The 14,761-nt window shown below is 72.8% G+C and carries 12 protein-coding genes, 1 tRNA gene and 1 pseudogene; 5 read left to right on the forward strand and 9 right to left on the reverse strand.

Annotated elements, in window-relative coordinates; all coding sequences use genetic code 11:
* Positions 1 to 8: 8 nt before the first annotated feature.
* Positions 9 to 206, forward strand: coding sequence for a hypothetical protein (locus ACZ3IJ_RS28520; protein WP_467472953.1), 198 nt, complete (start codon positions 9 to 11; stop codon positions 204 to 206).
* 56 nt (positions 207 to 262) lie between these two features.
* On the opposite strand, the pseudogene ACZ3IJ_RS28525 reads toward ACZ3IJ_RS28520, so the two are convergent.
* The 5 genes and pseudogenes from ACZ3IJ_RS28525 to leuS all read right to left on the reverse strand — a co-directional run.
* A pseudogene (locus ACZ3IJ_RS28525) lies at positions 263 to 1,192 on the reverse strand (ComEC/Rec2 family competence protein); the annotation flags it as partial.
* Positions 1,189 to 2,064 carry a ComEA family DNA-binding protein gene (locus tag ACZ3IJ_RS28530; protein ID WP_467472726.1) on the reverse strand — a complete coding sequence of 292 codons (876 nt, stop codon included), beginning with the start codon at positions 2,062 to 2,064 and terminating at the stop codon, positions 1,189 to 1,191. The gene ACZ3IJ_RS28530 and the pseudogene ACZ3IJ_RS28525, both read right to left, overlap by 4 nt.
* A 303-nt stretch (positions 2,065 to 2,367) precedes the next feature.
* Positions 2,368 to 3,213: a DegV family protein gene (locus ACZ3IJ_RS28535; RefSeq protein WP_467472728.1), complete on the reverse strand. Its 846-nt coding sequence runs from the start codon at positions 3,211 to 3,213 to the stop codon at positions 2,368 to 2,370.
* An 88-nt stretch (positions 3,214 to 3,301) separates the two neighbouring features.
* Complete coding sequence (locus tag ACZ3IJ_RS28540) at positions 3,302 to 4,114, reverse strand: hypothetical protein (protein ID WP_467472730.1); 813 nt, start codon at positions 4,112 to 4,114, stop codon at positions 3,302 to 3,304.
* 135 nt (positions 4,115 to 4,249) lie between these two features.
* The gene (gene leuS / locus ACZ3IJ_RS28545) at positions 4,250 to 7,129 is read right to left on the reverse strand and encodes a leucine--tRNA ligase (RefSeq protein WP_467472732.1); all 2,880 of its coding nucleotides are present in this window, start codon (positions 7,127 to 7,129) and stop codon (positions 4,250 to 4,252) included.
* Positions 7,130 to 7,526: 397 nt separating this feature from the next.
* Here leuS and ACZ3IJ_RS28550 point away from each other — a divergent pair, with 397 nt between their 5' ends.
* Both ACZ3IJ_RS28550 and ACZ3IJ_RS28555 read left to right on the forward strand, forming a co-directional pair.
* Positions 7,527 to 8,762 carry a hypothetical protein gene (locus ACZ3IJ_RS28550; RefSeq protein WP_467472734.1) on the forward strand — a complete coding sequence of 412 codons (1,236 nt, stop codon included), beginning with the start codon at positions 7,527 to 7,529 and terminating at the stop codon, positions 8,760 to 8,762.
* Positions 8,759 to 10,336, forward strand: a complete 1,578-nt coding sequence (locus ACZ3IJ_RS28555; RefSeq protein ID WP_467472736.1) for an NADH-ubiquinone oxidoreductase-F iron-sulfur binding region domain-containing protein — start codon at positions 8,759 to 8,761, stop codon at positions 10,334 to 10,336. The genes ACZ3IJ_RS28550 and ACZ3IJ_RS28555 overlap by 4 nt, the downstream gene beginning before the upstream one ends.
* Before the next feature lie 63 nt (positions 10,337 to 10,399).
* On the opposite strand, the gene ACZ3IJ_RS28560 is transcribed toward ACZ3IJ_RS28555, so the two are convergent.
* Positions 10,400 to 10,472 (reverse strand) — tRNA-Ala (locus ACZ3IJ_RS28560).
* 119 nt (positions 10,473 to 10,591) lie between these two features.
* On the opposite strand from ACZ3IJ_RS28560, the gene ACZ3IJ_RS28565 reads away from it, so the two are divergent.
* A complete protein-coding gene (locus ACZ3IJ_RS28565) occupies positions 10,592 to 11,818 on the forward strand; it encodes a glycosyltransferase 87 family protein (RefSeq protein WP_467472738.1) in 1,227 nt (408 codons plus the stop codon).
* Here ACZ3IJ_RS28565 and ACZ3IJ_RS28570 read toward each other — a convergent pair.
* The 3 genes from ACZ3IJ_RS28570 to ACZ3IJ_RS28580 all read right to left on the reverse strand — a co-directional run bounded on the left by ACZ3IJ_RS28570 (position 11,797) and on the right by ACZ3IJ_RS28580 (position 13,692).
* Positions 11,797 to 12,030 (reverse strand): hypothetical protein, encoded by a 234-nt coding sequence (locus ACZ3IJ_RS28570; RefSeq protein WP_260226316.1) that lies wholly within the window; start codon positions 12,028 to 12,030, stop codon positions 11,797 to 11,799. The genes ACZ3IJ_RS28565 and ACZ3IJ_RS28570 overlap by 22 nt on opposite strands.
* A 3-nt stretch (positions 12,031 to 12,033) precedes the next feature.
* Positions 12,034 to 12,249 (reverse strand): hypothetical protein, encoded by a 216-nt coding sequence (locus tag ACZ3IJ_RS28575; RefSeq protein ID WP_467472740.1) that lies wholly within the window; start codon positions 12,247 to 12,249, stop codon positions 12,034 to 12,036.
* A gap of 72 nt (positions 12,250 to 12,321) precedes the next feature.
* Positions 12,322 to 13,692 (reverse strand): MFS transporter, encoded by a 1,371-nt coding sequence (locus ACZ3IJ_RS28580; protein WP_467472936.1) that lies wholly within the window; start codon positions 13,690 to 13,692, stop codon positions 12,322 to 12,324.
* Positions 13,693 to 13,849: 157 nt separating this feature from the next.
* On the opposite strand from ACZ3IJ_RS28580, the gene ACZ3IJ_RS28585 reads away from it, so the two are divergent.
* Positions 13,850 to 14,725 (forward strand): helix-turn-helix transcriptional regulator, encoded by an 876-nt coding sequence (locus ACZ3IJ_RS28585; RefSeq protein ID WP_467472741.1) that lies wholly within the window; start codon positions 13,850 to 13,852, stop codon positions 14,723 to 14,725.
* Positions 14,726 to 14,761 lie beyond the last annotated feature (36 nt).

The raw sequence follows: 14,761 nt of genomic DNA on the forward strand, positions 1-14,761 counted from the left end.
AACCACCCGTGGCCGAGTCCGCACCCCCACACCGGCTCACCGAAGAACAGCGAGCCCGCATCGACATCGCCCGCCGCGAGCTCGACAAGGCGCGCACGCTTAACCTGATCGCACTCACCCCCGTCGACCTCGTCCTGACGATTGAGAACCTGCGCAGCGCGCTCGACCAGTCCCTCCACGTCATCGGTGAACTGGCCGACGACTGACTCGCTGCGGCCTCACCTGCGATCTTGCCGGACCCCGACACATCTCTCCAGCGAAAGTTGTCGCCGGAGACGGCCAGAAGATGGGTGAGATCCGTGGCCTCGAAGGCGTCGCTCAGCTCCGGTTCGATCCGCGAGGTGTCGCCGACGACCAGGCCGGGCAACAGCGCCCGGGCGTCCGGAGGAAGGTCCTCCGTCGCGCGACGCAGCCCCGCCCGCAGCTTCCCCGCCGTGCGCTGCGCGGCGTTCGGCGGCCCCGTGATCCGGGGTGGTCCGGCCCCGTGCACCCGGAACACCGCCGCGAACCGGTCGTCCGGGTGCATCGGGGGCGCGAGCCGTGCGGCGATCCGCAGCCGGGTCGAGGGCAGCAGCCGCAGCCACTCCCGCTGGGCCTCGCCGGCCGGCACGACCACCAGGACCGGAGTCCTGGTCCGGTGCGCGGCTCCGCCCCTCCCCTCGATCCGGATCACCTCCGCGTCCAGCACGACGGAGACCGGCGTCGCCCTGTCGCCCCGGATCCGGGCCCGGGTGAGCCGTGGGTCGGAGGTGACCGTCACCTCCGCCCTCGCCCGGGCGTACTCCTCCGCGAGGCCAGGCACCGGCCCACGGCGCAGGTCCGCCGCGTGAAACCCGGCCGAAGCGGCACCAGCGGCGGCGCAGAGCAGCACGGCACCGCCCGCGGTGGCCCGCAGCGCCCAGCCGGGCCGCACCCGGAGAGCCACCAGAAGGGCAGCGGCCCCCGCCAGACAGACCAGTACCGCCGCGACCACCCACCACCCGGCGGCCCCCACCGCCCACGCCGCCGCTCCCCACGCCGCCAGCGCCGGTGGCACGAGCCGGAGGTCGACCGGCCCCTCCTCAGGCCCTCGCCCACGCCCGGTCGCCTCAGTCCTCTCGTCCACCTCGTCCGCCTCAGCCGCCTCGAGCACACCGGGGTCGACGGGCGCACCGCGCACGGCCGGCGCGCTGGGCGGCTTGGGCGCGCTCATGGCCGGACCAGGGGTGACAGGTCCGCGAACCGGCGCTCCCCGATGCCGTTGACCTCGCGCAGCTCGGCGACCGACCGGAACCCGCCGTGCTCCGTGCGGTGGTCGACGATGTGCCGGGCCAGTACCGGCCCGACCCCGGGCAGGGTGTCGAGCTGCTCGACCGTCGCCGCGTTCAGGCTCAGCGGCGCCGCCCGCGTACCCGCAGCGGCGCCCGACCCCGTACCCACGCCCGCACCACCGCCGCCACCGCCACCCACGACCGCGGCCGCCGGCACTCCGACGGCGACCTGCTCTCCGTCCATGAGGATCCGGGCGCGGTTGAGGTGGGTGAGATCCGTCCCCGGACGGACTCCGCCGGCCGCTCGCAGCGCGTCGGCGACCCGCGACCCGGCCGGCAGGGTCAGCACCCCGGGCCGTCGCACCTTGCCGCTCACGTCGACCACGACGCCCGCGGGCGGTGCCGCGCTCGTCGGCGCCGCCGGGGCCGCGGGGGACGCCCCGGCCTCCGGCATCGGAGCGGCCCGCACGATCTCCGGAGCCCTGACGGCCTCCGGCCGCCCGGCCCAGAAGTACCGACCGGCGAACCCGGCGGCGACGACGAGCACCACGGCGAGCGCGGCGAGCGTCCTCGGTTCCAGGCCGCACCGGGACTGGACCCAGACCGGTAACCGCTCGCTCAGCGCGAGCCGCAGCCGCTCCCACCGCCCGGCGGCCACCCTCTCGTCCGGGTGGCCCGGTGGCGCCTCGACGACCTCCCGCGCGCCCCATCCCGGCGGGGGCGGGGGCGATGGCGACGGCTGCGGCGAAGCGGTGGGCCCGGCCGGGTCGAGGAACAGCGCCTCGCCCCGGCGCCGTACGGCGGCGCCGTCCACCGCGACGGCGCTTCTCCGCCGGGCCCGGCCTCGGTCGGTGAGGGGCCTCGTCGGGGGCGAACCGCGCCCGCGGACACGGATGCGCCCGTCCGATCCGGGCGCGCGGCCGGGACCGCTGGACGCGGCAGGACGAGTGATGCGACGCGCGGAGTCACGCGTCGGCGGACGGGATGCTAGATGTGTGCGAAGGGTCATGGACAGGACGGTAGGCACATCCGTCCGAATCCGCTGAGACGCCTCGATTTCCGTGGACAGGCGCCCAGTTGTGGAAAAAACCGTCACTCACACGAGGGACGGGAAACGTCAGCGGGGCGAGACGACGACGGCCAGGAGCCCGGGACCCGTGTGCGCCCCGATCACCGCTCCCACCTCGCTGACGTGCAACTCCTCCATCCCCGGCACCCGTTCCCGCAGACGGTCGGCCAGCACGGCGGCCCGCTCGGGGGCGGAGAGATGGTGCACGGCGATGTCGACGGCACCGGTGCCCGCCCGTTCCACCGCGATCTCCTCGAGCCGGGCGATCGCCTTCGACGCCGTCCGCACCTTCTCGCGCAGCTCGATCCGGCCTCCGTCGAGCTGGAGCAGAGGCTTCACCGCGAGCGCGGAGCCGAGCAGGGCCTGCGCGGCTCCGATCCGGCCTCCGCGGCGGAGATAGTCCAGCGTGTCGACGTAGAAGAACGCGGACGTACCGGCGGCACGCTTCTCGGCGGCGGCGACCGCCTCGTCGATCGAACCGTCGGCGTCCACGACCTCGGCCGCCGCAAGCGCGCAGAAGCCGAGCGCCATCCCCACCATGCGCGTGTCGACCACCCTGACCGGTACGGGCGCGTCCATGGCGGCGACGACGGCGGCGTCGTACGTACCCGAGAACTCACCGGAGAGGTGCAGCGAGACGATCCCCCGCGCCCCGGCCTCGGCCGCCGCGCGGTAGGTCGCCGCGAAGACCTCGGGGCCCGGCCGCGAGGTGGTCACCGGCCGCCGCTTCTGGAGCGCCTGGGCCAGCGAGCGGGCCGAGATCTCGGTCCCCTCCTCCAGCGCTCTGTCGCCGATGACGACGGTGAGCGGGACCGCTGTGATGCCGTGCCGCTCCATCGTCTGGGGTGGCAGGTAGGCCGTGGAATCGGTGACGATCGCGACATGCCGGGACATGAGCGGGAGGTTACCCGCCGGGGCGGCCCCACGGCAGCCCGGCCCCGTGTTCCGCGACGCCGGCGCGTTCCTCGGCGTCGGCCGGAGGTCAGTTCGTGGTCTCGGGGCGCGCCGTCTTCTCCCACGGATAGGCGGCCCGGCGCGGGTCAGGGGCCGTGATCGCCTGCGGCGGCTGCTGCCCGGGGGCCGCCGTGTCCGGGCGTTGCCCCGCGTTCGCTCCGTCCGCCTCGGCGGACGCGGACGCGGCGGCCCGGCCGTCGGCCTCGCCGGGCCACACCTGTCCACGCTCGGCGCCCGGCGCGGCGGAACCCGCGTCGGGCCAGGAGAAGTCGTCCGAGGCCGGGTCCTGGGCGGTCGCCCCCGACCAGTGGCGCAGCGCGCCCGCCTCCAGGTCGATCTGGGCGCTGAGGGAGCTCAGGTCGTCCTCGGCGAACCGCAGCGCCCGGTCCCTGGCCGCCCAGCGCAGCGAGTCGGCCGAGTGCGTGATCCGTTCCGTGCGCTCCCGCAGGTCCTTGAGCTGTGCGGCGACCCTCGCCCGGTCGGGCTCGCGCTCCAGGCGCTTGAGGTCCTCGTCCAGCTCACGGCCGTGGGCGCTGAGGCGCTGGAAGAGGTCGAGCGACTCCTTCAGCGAGGCGTCCTCGGCCACCCCGGCCTGCAGGGCGTCCTGTGTCGCGCGCATCGAGGTGCGCAGGGAGAGACGCAGCTGGGCCAGTTCCCCGCCGACGCCGGCCTGCCCGAAGCTCTTGGCGCGCAGGGTGGTGTCCTCGACGGTGCGCCGGGCCTGGTGGATCGTGCGGTCGACGCCGCGCTTGGCGGCCTTGACCGCCTTCACGGTCGCGTAGACCCCCAGCGCCACGAAGGCGAAGAAGAGCAGCGCCATGATCACAATCGCGGCTTCCATGTGCGCCCCTCCGGCGTGGGTCGAGTTCCCTCGGCTGTCGTTCTTCCACGGTAAACGGAACGGGCAGGCCGGTGGTTCCCCGGGAACCCCCAACCTGCCCGTAGGGGAAAGCCCCCATGCCGTGCCGTGCGGCTGTCAGGCGACGATGTTGACCAGCTTCGGCGCGCGCACGATCACCTTGCGGATCTCGGCTCCGCCCAGCGCCGCGACCACGTTCGCGTCACCCAGCGCCAGCGCCTCCAGCTCCGCGTCCGTGATCGCCGGGGAGACCTCCAGCCGGGCCTTGACCTTGCCCTTGATCTGAACGACGCAGGTCACGGTCTCGTCCACGACGTACGCCGGGTCGGCGACCGGGAAGTCCTGGTGGACGACCGAGTCGGTGTGGCCCAGCTTGCGCCACAGCTCCTCGGCGATGTGCGGCGCCAGCGGGGCGACCAGCAGGACCAGCCGCTCGGCGACCGAGCGGGCGACCGGGCCGCCCACCTTGGTCAGGTGGTTGTTCAGCTCGGTGACCTTGGCGATGGCGGTGTTGAAGCGCATGGCCGCCATGTCCTGCGAGACGCCGTCGATCGCCTTGTGCAGGGCGCGCAGCGTGTCCGCGTCGACGCCCGCGTCCTCGGTGTCGACGACCGTCGCCTCGCCGGTCGACTCGTCGACGATGTTGCGCCACAGCCGCTGCAGCAGCCGGTACTGGCCGACCACCGCGCGCGTGTCCCACGGGCGGGAGACGTCCAGCGGACCCATCGCCATCTCGTACAGACGCAGGGTGTCGGCGCCGAACTCGGCGCAGATCTCGTCCGGCGTGACGGCGTTCTTCAGGGACTTGCCCATCTTGCCCAGGACCCGGCTGACCTTCTCGCCCTCGTACCAGAAGGCGCCGTCGCGCTCCTCCACCTCGGCCGCCGGCACCGCGATACCGCGCGCGTCGCGGTAGACGAAGGCCTGGATCATGCCCTGGTTGTACAGCTTGTGGAACGGCTCGGCCGAGGAGACGTGACCCAGGTCGAACAGCACCTTGGACCAGAACCGCGCGTACAGCAGGTGCAGTACGGCGTGCTCGGCGCCGCCGACGTACAGGTCGACGCCACCGGTGGGCATGCCTTCACGGGGGCCCATCCAGTACTGCTCGACCGCCGGGTCGACCAGCTTCTCGGAGTTGTTCGGGTCCAGGTAGCGCAGCTCGTACCAGCAGGAACCGGCCCAGTTGGGCATGGTGTTGGTCTCGCGGCGGTACTTCTTCGGTCCGTCGCCCAGGTCCAGCGTGACGTTGACCCAGTCCTCGTTGCGGGACAGGGGCGTCTCGGGCTGGGTGTCGGCGTCGTCCGGGTCGAAGGTCCGCGGCGAGTAGTCGTCGACCTCGGGCAGCTCCAGCGGCAGCATCGACTCGGGCAGCGAGTGCGCGATGCCGTCCTCGTCGTAGACGATCGGGAAGGGCTCGCCCCAGTACCGCTGGCGGCTGAACAGCCAGTCGCGCAGCCGGAAGTTGACGGTGCCCTCGCCGATGCCGCGGTCGGCCAGCCAGGCGGTGATCCTGGCCTTGGCCTCGACGACGCCCAGGCCGTCCAGGGAGATCGCGTCGTTCGCGGAGTTGACCAGCTTCGCCTCGTACGAGGCGAAGGCGTCGTCCCAGGTGGACGGGTCGGTGCCACGGTCGTCGCTCGGCTCGACGACGCAGCGCATCGGCAGCTCGAAGGCGCGCGCGAAGGCGAAGTCGCGGGTGTCGTGCGCCGGGACGGCCATGATGGCGCCGGTGCCGTAGCCCATCAGGACGTAGTCGGCGATGAAGACCGGGACCTGCTCGCCGCTGACCGGGTTGGTCGCGTACGCCCCGGTGAAGACTCCGGTCTTGTCCTTGGCCTCGGCCTGGCGCTCGACGTCGGACTTGGAGGCGGCCTGCTTGCGGTAGGCGGCGACGGCGTCGGCCGGTGTGGCGTGCCCGCCCGTCCACACGTCGTGGGTACCGGCCGGCCACGCGTCCGGGACGATCTTCTCGACCAGGTCGTGCTCCGGGGCCAGGACCATGTAGGTGGCGCCGAACAGGGTGTCCTGGCGGGTGGTGAAGACGGTGATCGCGCCGGTCTCGCCGACCTGGAAGTCGACGCGGGCGCCCTCGGAGCGGCCGATCCAGTTGCGCTGCTGCAGCTTGATGGCCTCGGGCCAGTCCAGCGCGTCCAGGTCGTCCAGCAGGCGGTCCGCGTACGCGGTGATGCGCATGTTCCACTGGCGCAGCTTGGCCTTGAAGACGGGGAAGTTGCCGCGCTCGGAACGGCCGTCGGCGGTGACCTCCTCGTTGGCCAGGACGGTGCCCAGGCCGGGGCACCAGTTGACCGGCGCGTCGGAGGCGTAGGCCAGGCGGTACTCGCTCAGGGCGTCGGCGCGCTCGGCGGCGCTCAGCTCGCTCCACGCGCGCGTGGAGGCGCCGGGGATCTCACGGGTGCCGTTCTCGAACTGCTCGACCAGCTCGGCGATCGGACGGGCCCTCTTCGCCTCGTCGTCGTACCAGGAGTTGAAGATCTGCAGGAAGATCCACTGCGTCCACTTGTAGTACTCCGGGTCGATCGTCGCGAACGACCGGCGCTTGTCGTGGCCCAGGCCCAGCCGGCGCAGCTGGACCTTCATGTTCTCCATGTTGGCCTCGGTGGACACGCGCGGGTGCGTGCCCGTCTGCACGGCGTACTGCTCGGCCGGCAGGCCGAAGGCGTCGAAGCCCAGGGTGTGCAGCACGTTGTGCCCGGTCATGCGCTGATGGCGGGCGAAGACGTCGGTGGCGATGTAGCCCAGCGGGTGACCGACGTGCAGGCCCGCACCCGAGGGGTAGGGGAACATGTCCATGATGAACTTCTTGGGGCGGGCCGCGATCGCCGCGTCACCCGCCAGGTCACCGGTCGGGTTGGGAGCCTCGTAGGTTCCCTCGGCGTCCCAGAAGTCCTGCCAGCGTGCCTCGATGTCGGCGGCCATGGCCGCCGTGTAACGATGCGGGGCCGCCGTCTCGGCAGCCGAATTCATCTCGCTCATGATCCTTGAAGCTCCATCGATCGTCTCTGCCCACTGCCCGCGAACTGCACTGCCACGAAATGAAAAATCCCCTCGCACAGGAGGGGACGCCGCGCCGATTCCGACCGGATCTTTCATCCGTCGGGACTGATCAGCGCGGCTCGCTAAGCAGAAGGCGTACGGCACGCATGGCGTCAGGGTACCGCAGGGCCCGTGCGGGCCGCACCGGCGTTCCACCGTGCGGCCGGGCCGCCCGAGCCGCCCGGGTTACTCCGCGTATCGCCCTTATCCGGGGCAACCCAAAAGTCAGTTACGCGTCCTGCGCGCTGTAAACGTGCAAACCACCTACCGCCTGGTATGGGGCGACCTAGCATGCGGCAACGGGACCTCTTAATCCGCACCATTCGGAGTCGCCCCCATGAACCCTCATCGCAAGATCCGCTCCACCCCCGCCCAGCGCACCGGTTTGAGCAGACCGGCGCAGGGCGGGATATCGGCCGCGGCCCTGGTGATCATTCCTGTGCTCGCCATCGTCGGCAGTGACGGATTCCGGGCCGCGCTCGACTTCACCAGCGGCGTGCTGTCGCTGGTGTCCCTGACCGCGTCGGTCGCGTGGGGTCTGATCGCCACCGACCGGCTTTTGCTGTCGACCCGGCATCGGCTGCTCGCCCAGGGCATCCATCGCGCCACCGCGATCGCCTCGCTCGGCTTCCTGCTGCTGCACGGCACCGTCAAGGTCTCGCTCGGCCATGTGGAACTCATCGGCGCGCTCGTCCCCTTCGGGCTGGGCATCACGGGCACGTCGGCGCTCATCGGCTTCGGCTCGCTCGCCGGACTCCTCATGGTCGTCGCCGCGACCACCGGCGCGCTGCGCAGCGCGCTGGCCGGCCGCGGCCGCTTCGCGGCCCGCTGGCGCCCGCTGCACATGCTGGCCTACCCGGCCTGGTGCTTCGCCCTCGTGCACGGTCTGTACACGGGCCGGCCGGCCGCCACCTGGGTCGTGGTCATGTACTGCCTGGCTCTGACCGCGGTCGCCGCCGCCGTCTCGCTCAGGATGCTGCCCGCCCCGACGCAGCGGGCGCTCGCCGAGCGGTTCGCCGGACTCCTCGCCTCCCTGGAAGGCCGTACACGGCCCCCGGAGCGCGACCGCGCCGAGCTGCCCGGCCTGGTCACAGGACCGGCCGAACCCGCCGCCGCGTTCGGCGAGGAGCCACGCTACGAACCCCCCACCGTGTCCACCGAGTGGCTCGACCGCCCGACGCCCGGCGTCCCCGGCGGCTTCTCCGCCGCCTACCGCGCGGTGTCCCGCGCCACCGCCGCGCCCGAGCCCGCTCCCTACCCCCCCGAAGGCACTGCCCCGCTCGCCGAACGCATCCCCCTGACCGAGGAGCTCCCCGTCGTCCCCGACACACCCGTCCGTCCCGGCTACTGGCCCTCTCCCTCGCCACCGATGCCGACGTACACGACCCCGCCCGCGATGCAGTCGTACGAGGAGCCGCCCGCGGCGCCGATGTACACGGCCCCGCCCTCCGTGCCGGCGTACACCACCCCGCCCCCGGTGCCGACGTACACGACCCCGCAGCCGACCTCGACCTACGCCACCCCGCCTCCCGCGGGTGAGCCCTGGACCGCACCCGCAGGAGACCGCCCGTGAACGCCCCGCTCCCCGACGTCCCCGAGGTCCGCGTCGTCGGTCTGCCGCAGCTCACCCAGGGCTTCGACCTGGTCGAGCGGCTCGGCCTCGACATGCACCTGAAGGTGCACGGGCCGCTGGATCCCATGAGCGGTGACCAGCTCGCCCAGCTCGCGGACGACATATCCCTCCACGGGCGCGGGGGCGCCGGGTTTCCCTTCGGCCGCAAACTCAGAGCGGTCGGCAAGGCGGCGATCCGCCGCGGGGTGCGCCCCGTCGTCGTCGTCAACGGCAGTGAGGGCGAGCCCGCCTGCCGCAAGGACACGGTCCTGCTCAACCGTGCCCCGCACCTGATCCTGGACGGCGCGCTGCTGGCCGCGGAGGCGCTCGGCGCCCGGACGCTGATCGTGGCCGTGACGCGTAACTCCACGGAGATCTCCATCCGGTCGGCGCTCGCCGAGCGGGGTCTCAGCGACCGGCGCGGGCAGGCGCTGCGCGCGCGTGTCGTCCGGACTCCGGAGCGGATGGTCTCCGGAGAGGCCTCGGCGGTGATCCGCGCGGCATCGGGCGGGCCCGCCCTGCCGGCCGGCCGCCGGGAGCGCGCGGCGGAGTCGGGCGTGGGCGGCGCGCCGACGCTGCTGTCCAACGCCGAGACGTACGCCCAGCTGGCGATAGCCGCCCGGGTCGGCCCGCGCCGCTACGGGCACTCCGGTCTGGACTCGGAGCCCGGCACGGTCCTGCTGACGCTCTCCGGGGCGGTGGCGCGCCCCATGGTCGTCGAGGTGCCGACGGGTGTCCCGCTGCGGTACGTGCTCCAGCTGGCGGGCGCACCGCTGCTGCCCCAGGGCGTCCTCACGGGCGGTTACCACGGCAACTGGATCGACTCGGTCTCGGTCGACAACGCCGTCGTCTCGCGCGCGTCCCTGGCGGCCGTAGGCGGCGCGCTGGGGGCCGGGGCGATCCTGCCGATCGGCCCGGAGACCTGTCCGCTCGGCGAGTCGCTGCGGGTCGCGAACTGGCTGGCGGCGGAGACGGCGGGACAGTGCGGACCCTGCCGGCTCGGGCTCCCCGCGGCGGCGGGCGGACTGTCCGACGTCCTGAACGGGGGCGGCCCGGCCGCCCTGGAGGCGCTGCGGGAGGTCACCCAGGCGGTCAAGGGCCGCGGCGCCTGCAAGCACCCCGACGGTTCGGCCCGCTTCTTCGCCTCGACCCTCTCGGCCTTCACGGACGATCTGGCCGCCCACGTCCTCGACGGGGGCTGCGGCCGGCCGACGGTCGGTGTGCTCCCGCTCCCCGCCCCCGGCTACCAGGACGCGGAGGAGTCGATTCCGAGCGGCGAGAAGCTGGCGGTGGACTGGACCCTGTGCCAGGGCCACGGGCTCTGCGCCGACATCGTGCCGGAGCTGATCAGGCTGGGCCCCGACGGCTACCCGGCGCTCGCCGACGCCTCCGTGCCGATGCATCTGCGGGGCCGGGCGCAGCGGGCCGTACGCCGCTGTCCCGCGCTGGCCCTCCGGATCGAGCAGGGGCCCCAGGAGCGGCCGGCCCTGCCGCCGGGCGGCGGCCGTAAGGCACTGGGCAGCGGGCGGGGTTGATCCCCGGACCACCGGAAACGAAGAAGCGGACCATCCGATTCGGATGGTCCGCTTCTCTTTCTGTGGAGCTAAGGAGAATTGAACTCCTGACCTCCTGCATGCCATGCAGGCGCTCTACCAACTGAGCTATAGCCCCGTGCTGTCCGCCTCGTCCGGGTTTCCCCCGCGGCGACAGACAGAACATTAACCGGCTCCCCGTGGGATCACCAAATCGTTTCCCTGGCGGCCCGACGGCGACGGGTAGGGTCCCCCTCTGTGACCGTGTCCGTGCTCGCCCGAACCCGCGCCCGCCAGTGGCCTCTCGCCACCGCCGCGGCCGCCTGTCTCCTGTCGTTCATAGCGTTCTGGGTGGCCCAGCGGCTCGCCCACGTGAACATGCTCGACGTGATGGTCTACCGGGCGGAGGGGGAGACGGTCCGGGCCGGCGGCGACCTCTACGCGATGCGCGCCACCTCGGCGAACCTCGCCATGACCTACCCGCCCTTCGCGGGGCTGCTGTTCGTCCCGCTGACGTTCGTGAGCGTTCCGCTGATGCGGACACTGACGACCGCGGGGAACCTGCTCCTCGTGCTCGCGCTGGTCCAGCTCTCCCTGCAACTGGTCCGCCCGTCCCTGTCCGGGGCGCGGCTGTGGCGCGCGGCGCTGCTGGTGGCGGCGGTCGTGGTCTGGTGCGAGCCGGTGTGGACGACCCTGCGGTACGGGCAGATCAACCTGCTCATCGCCGTGGCCGTGCTGTGGGACTTCACACGCCGCGAGGGGAACCGCTGGGCGGGAGTGGGCATCGGTCTGGCGACTGCGGTGAAGCTCACACCCGGCCTGTTCGTGGTGTTCCTGCTGGTCGCCGGGGTGCTCCGGTGGCGCGGGGAGAGGCGCTGGAACCAGTGGCTGCGCACGGCCGCCACGGCGACGGGGGTGTTCCTCGCGACGACCCTGGCGAGCGCGGTGGCCCTGCCGTACGACTCCAGGCGGTTCTGGACCGAGACGCTCTTCGAGACGGGGCGGGTCGGCTTCGCCGAGGAGACCGCCAACCAGTCGCTGCGTGGAGTGCTGGCCCGGCTGATGCACACCGACGACCCGGGCCTGTGGTGGCTGGTGGTCGCGGTGCTCTTCGGAGGCGCGGCGATGGCGCTCGCCGTACGGGCCGCGCTGCGGGAGGACAAGGCCCTGGCCGTCGTGGTCTGCGCGATCACGGCGCTGATGGTCAGCCCGATCTCCTGGTCCCACCACTGGGTGTGGTGCGTCCCGCTGCTCGTCCTGTTGGTGGACCGCCGTGACCGCGTGCGGCCGCGCTGGGCCGCGGGGGCGGTGGCGCTGGTCTTCGCCTCGTTCGCGCTGTGGTGGGTGCCACACGACCCGGGCCGCCCCGAACTCGACCAGAACGCCGGTCAGATGCTGCTGTCCGCGGTCTATCCGCTGACCATGACGGTGCTCTTCGCGGGTTACGCGCTGGCCCGCCGGCGTCAGGCCGTGGCGAAGGAGTAGAACCGCTTGAGGGTGCAGTGCTCGTCGAGGAGACGGCCGTAGATCGGCTCTCCTTCGAGCTCACGGTACGTCTCGATCGGGTCGCCCTTTATGATCAGCGCCCGCGCGCACTCCTCGCACCAGTACTGGTACTCGGCATTGACCGGATCCATGTCCCTGACGATGGGCGTACCGCTGCCGCACCAGTCGCATTTCCGCCTGTGTGCTCCCATCACTCAGCTCCAGCTGTGGCCGCAGGACGTGCACACATAGGACACTCCGCCGTTGTCACCGAGCATTTGGGCCACCTGGGCGGAACCGCACGGGGGGCAGTCGAGCCGGGGTCCGGCCCCCTCGACGGCGGCGCGGACCGCGCGTGGGACCGCGTCTGGGACCGCTGCGGGCTCGGCGACGGCATGGGCCTCGGCATCCTCGGCACCACTCACGGCCAACGCGCACTCCCCTCCCGCCCGGACCCTCGTTCCCCTCCGGCCGTCCGATTCTGCCATGGCCCCGCAAGGGGGTCAGGCGCGTCGGCGTACGAGGGCGGTCGACGCGCCCAAGATCGACGCGGCGGCCAGCGCGAGAGCGCACGCCCAGAGCGCGTCGCCGGAGGCGGGCGCCCCCTGCGCGTCCAGCCGGCCGAGGAAGAGGGTGCCGAAGGTCGCCACGCCGAGCAGCTGGCCGAGCTGGGTCACGGTGGCGAGCAGTCCACCGGCGTCGGCGGCGTCCTCGGGCCGCACCCCGGCCAACGCGCCGGTCAGCGCGGGACTGAAGGCCAGGGCGAGCCCGCCGCCCATGGCCGCGAGCGCCAGGTAGAGCACCAGGCCGCCGCTGCCGCCGTCCTTGAGCAGGCCTCCGACGGCGGCCACCGCGCCCGCCGCGACGAGGAATCCTCCGGGGATCAGGAAGCGCTGCCCGCGGGCGGGCCAGCGGCGCCAGGTGAGGCCGACCGCGCCGAAGACGACGGCGGCCGGCGCGAAGGTCAGCCCGGCGCGCAGGGCGCTGTACCCGAGCCCTCCCTGCAGGTGCAGGGTGATGGTGAAGAGGAACCCCGCGTTGACGGCCATGGCCGCACCGATCCGGATCGCGGCCCGTCCGATCCCGGGGGTGCGCAGGACGCGCGGGGAGATGAGCGGGGCGCCGCCCCGGCGGGCGAGCCGCGACTCGTACGCCCCGAAGACGGCGAGGACCACGGCGGAAGCCGCGAGCGAGAGCCAGGCCCACAGCGGCCAGCCCTCCTCCTGCCCGAGGACCAGGGGGACGGTCAGGAGGGAGACGGCGGCGGCGAGCAGGACCAGGCCGGGCACGTCGAGGGAGCGCGAGCGTTCCGGCTCGGTGCGCGCGTCGGGCGGCAGGACGCGCGCACCGAGGGCCAGCAGGGCCAGGCCGATGGGCACGTTGACGAGGAAGACCGGCCGCCAGCCGCTGCCGAACAGATCCGCGCTGACGAGGACACCGCCGGCGACCTGGCCCGCGGCGGCGCCGGTGGCCAGCACCGCGGAGTAGGCGCCGAGCGCGCGGACGCGGCCCTCCCCCGTGAAGTTGCGCTGGATGAGGCTGAGCACCTGCGGGATCATCAGGGCGGCGCCGGCGCCCTGGACGGTCCGGAAGGCGATCAACTGGCCCGTTCCCGCGGCCAGTCCGCAGGCGAGCGAGGCGGCGGTGAAGAGGGCGAGTCCGCCGAGGTAGGTACGGCGGTGGCCGAGCCGGTCGCCGAGGCGCGCGCCGGTGATCAGCAGGACCGCGTAGGCGACGGTGTATCCGGCGACGACGAGCTGAAGTCCCGCTCCGGAGGCGGAGAGTTCGGTACGGATGGTGGGTGCGGCGACGTTGACGATGAAGACGTCGAGCAGCGCCATGAACTGGGCGGCGAGCACCACCGCGAGCAGCATCCGCCGCCGGTTGTCAGTGCCGCCGTCTTTACTGAGTACGGGACGTGTTGAGGTCGTCGTCATGTCAGGGAGCCTGACGCCGATCCGATACGAGTAACGAGAGCCCGCCGATGCTGGTACTGACACCACCTGGCAACGGCGGCGGGGGGACTCGACCATGGGGGGTGTGACGATCGTGGCAACACCGACACCGCGCCGGCGCAGGCACGAACTGGCCGCGTTCCTGCGCAGCCGCCGGGCCCGGGTGACACCGGAGGACGTGGGCATGCCACCGGGCCTGCGTCGGCGCACGCCCGGGCTGCGCCGCGAGGAGGTCGCCCAGCTCTCCGGCGTCGGCGTCACCTGGTACACCTGGCTGGAACAGGGGCGCCCGATCAACGCCTCCGCCCAGGTGCTGGATGCGGTCGCACGCGTCCTCCGGCTCGACCGGCCCGAGCGGGAGCATCTGTACCACCTGGCGGAGGTGCCGTTCGCACCCGACCAGAGCACCGAGGACGTGGACGTCGTCACCCCGGAGATCCAGGGCATCCTGGACGCCCTGGCGCCCCATCCGGCGGTCGTCTACAACAGCCGGTACGACGTGCTCGCGACCAACTCCCCGTACCGGCTGCTGTTCTCCGTCCCGGAGATGCGAGCGCCCGGCGTCCGCAACGTCCTGTGGACGCTCTTCACGATCCGCGACGCGGACTGCCCGCTCGTCGACAAGGAGCGCGAGCTGCCGCTCATGGTCGCCCAGATGCGCGGGGCGTACGGCCGGCACGTCGGCGAGCCCGCCTGGGAGTCGTTCGTCCGGCGGCTGGCGGAGGCGAGCCCGGAGTTCGCGCGGATGTGGCGGAGCGGCGACGTCGTGCCACCCCGCAGCCAGATCAAGACGTTCCGGCACGACGCGGTGGGCGTGCTGCGGCTGACGTCGGTGTCGCTCTCGATCAACGGGATGCCGGAGTGCCGGATCGTGGCGTACACGCCGAACGACGAGGAGAGCCGGCGGGCCGTCGAGACGCTGTGCGTCGAGGAGGTGGACACCTGGGAGTGACGGAAACGACGGATCCCGCCCCCTGGTGGGGACGGG

The sequence above is a fragment of the Streptomyces sp. NPDC013317 genome, assembly GCF_055563155.1.

What these genes read in the sequence shown, in the direction of transcription:
- ACZ3IJ_RS28535 (WP_467472728.1), bottom strand. Translation starts at nt 3,213, where the DNA reads ATGTCCCGGCATGTCGCGATCGTCACCGATTCCACGGCCTACCTGCCA.
- ACZ3IJ_RS28540 (WP_467472730.1), bottom strand. Translation starts at nt 4,114, where the DNA reads ATGGAAGCCGCGATTGTGATCATGGCGCTGCTCTTCTTCGCCTTCGTG.
- leuS (WP_467472732.1), bottom strand. Translation starts at nt 7,129, where the DNA reads ATGAGCGAGATGAATTCGGCTGCCGAGACGGCGGCCCCGCATCGTTAC.
- ACZ3IJ_RS28550 (WP_467472734.1), top strand. Translation starts at nt 7,527, where the DNA reads ATGAACCCTCATCGCAAGATCCGCTCCACCCCCGCCCAGCGCACCGGT.
- ACZ3IJ_RS28570 (WP_260226316.1), bottom strand. Translation starts at nt 12,030, where the DNA reads ATGGGAGCACACAGGCGGAAATGCGACTGGTGCGGCAGCGGTACGCCC.
- ACZ3IJ_RS28580 (WP_467472936.1), bottom strand. Translation starts at nt 13,692, where the DNA reads ATGCTGCTCGCGGTGGTGCTCGCCGCCCAGTTCATGGCGCTGCTCGAC.
- ACZ3IJ_RS28585 (WP_467472741.1), top strand. Translation starts at nt 13,850, where the DNA reads ATGGGGGGTGTGACGATCGTGGCAACACCGACACCGCGCCGGCGCAGG.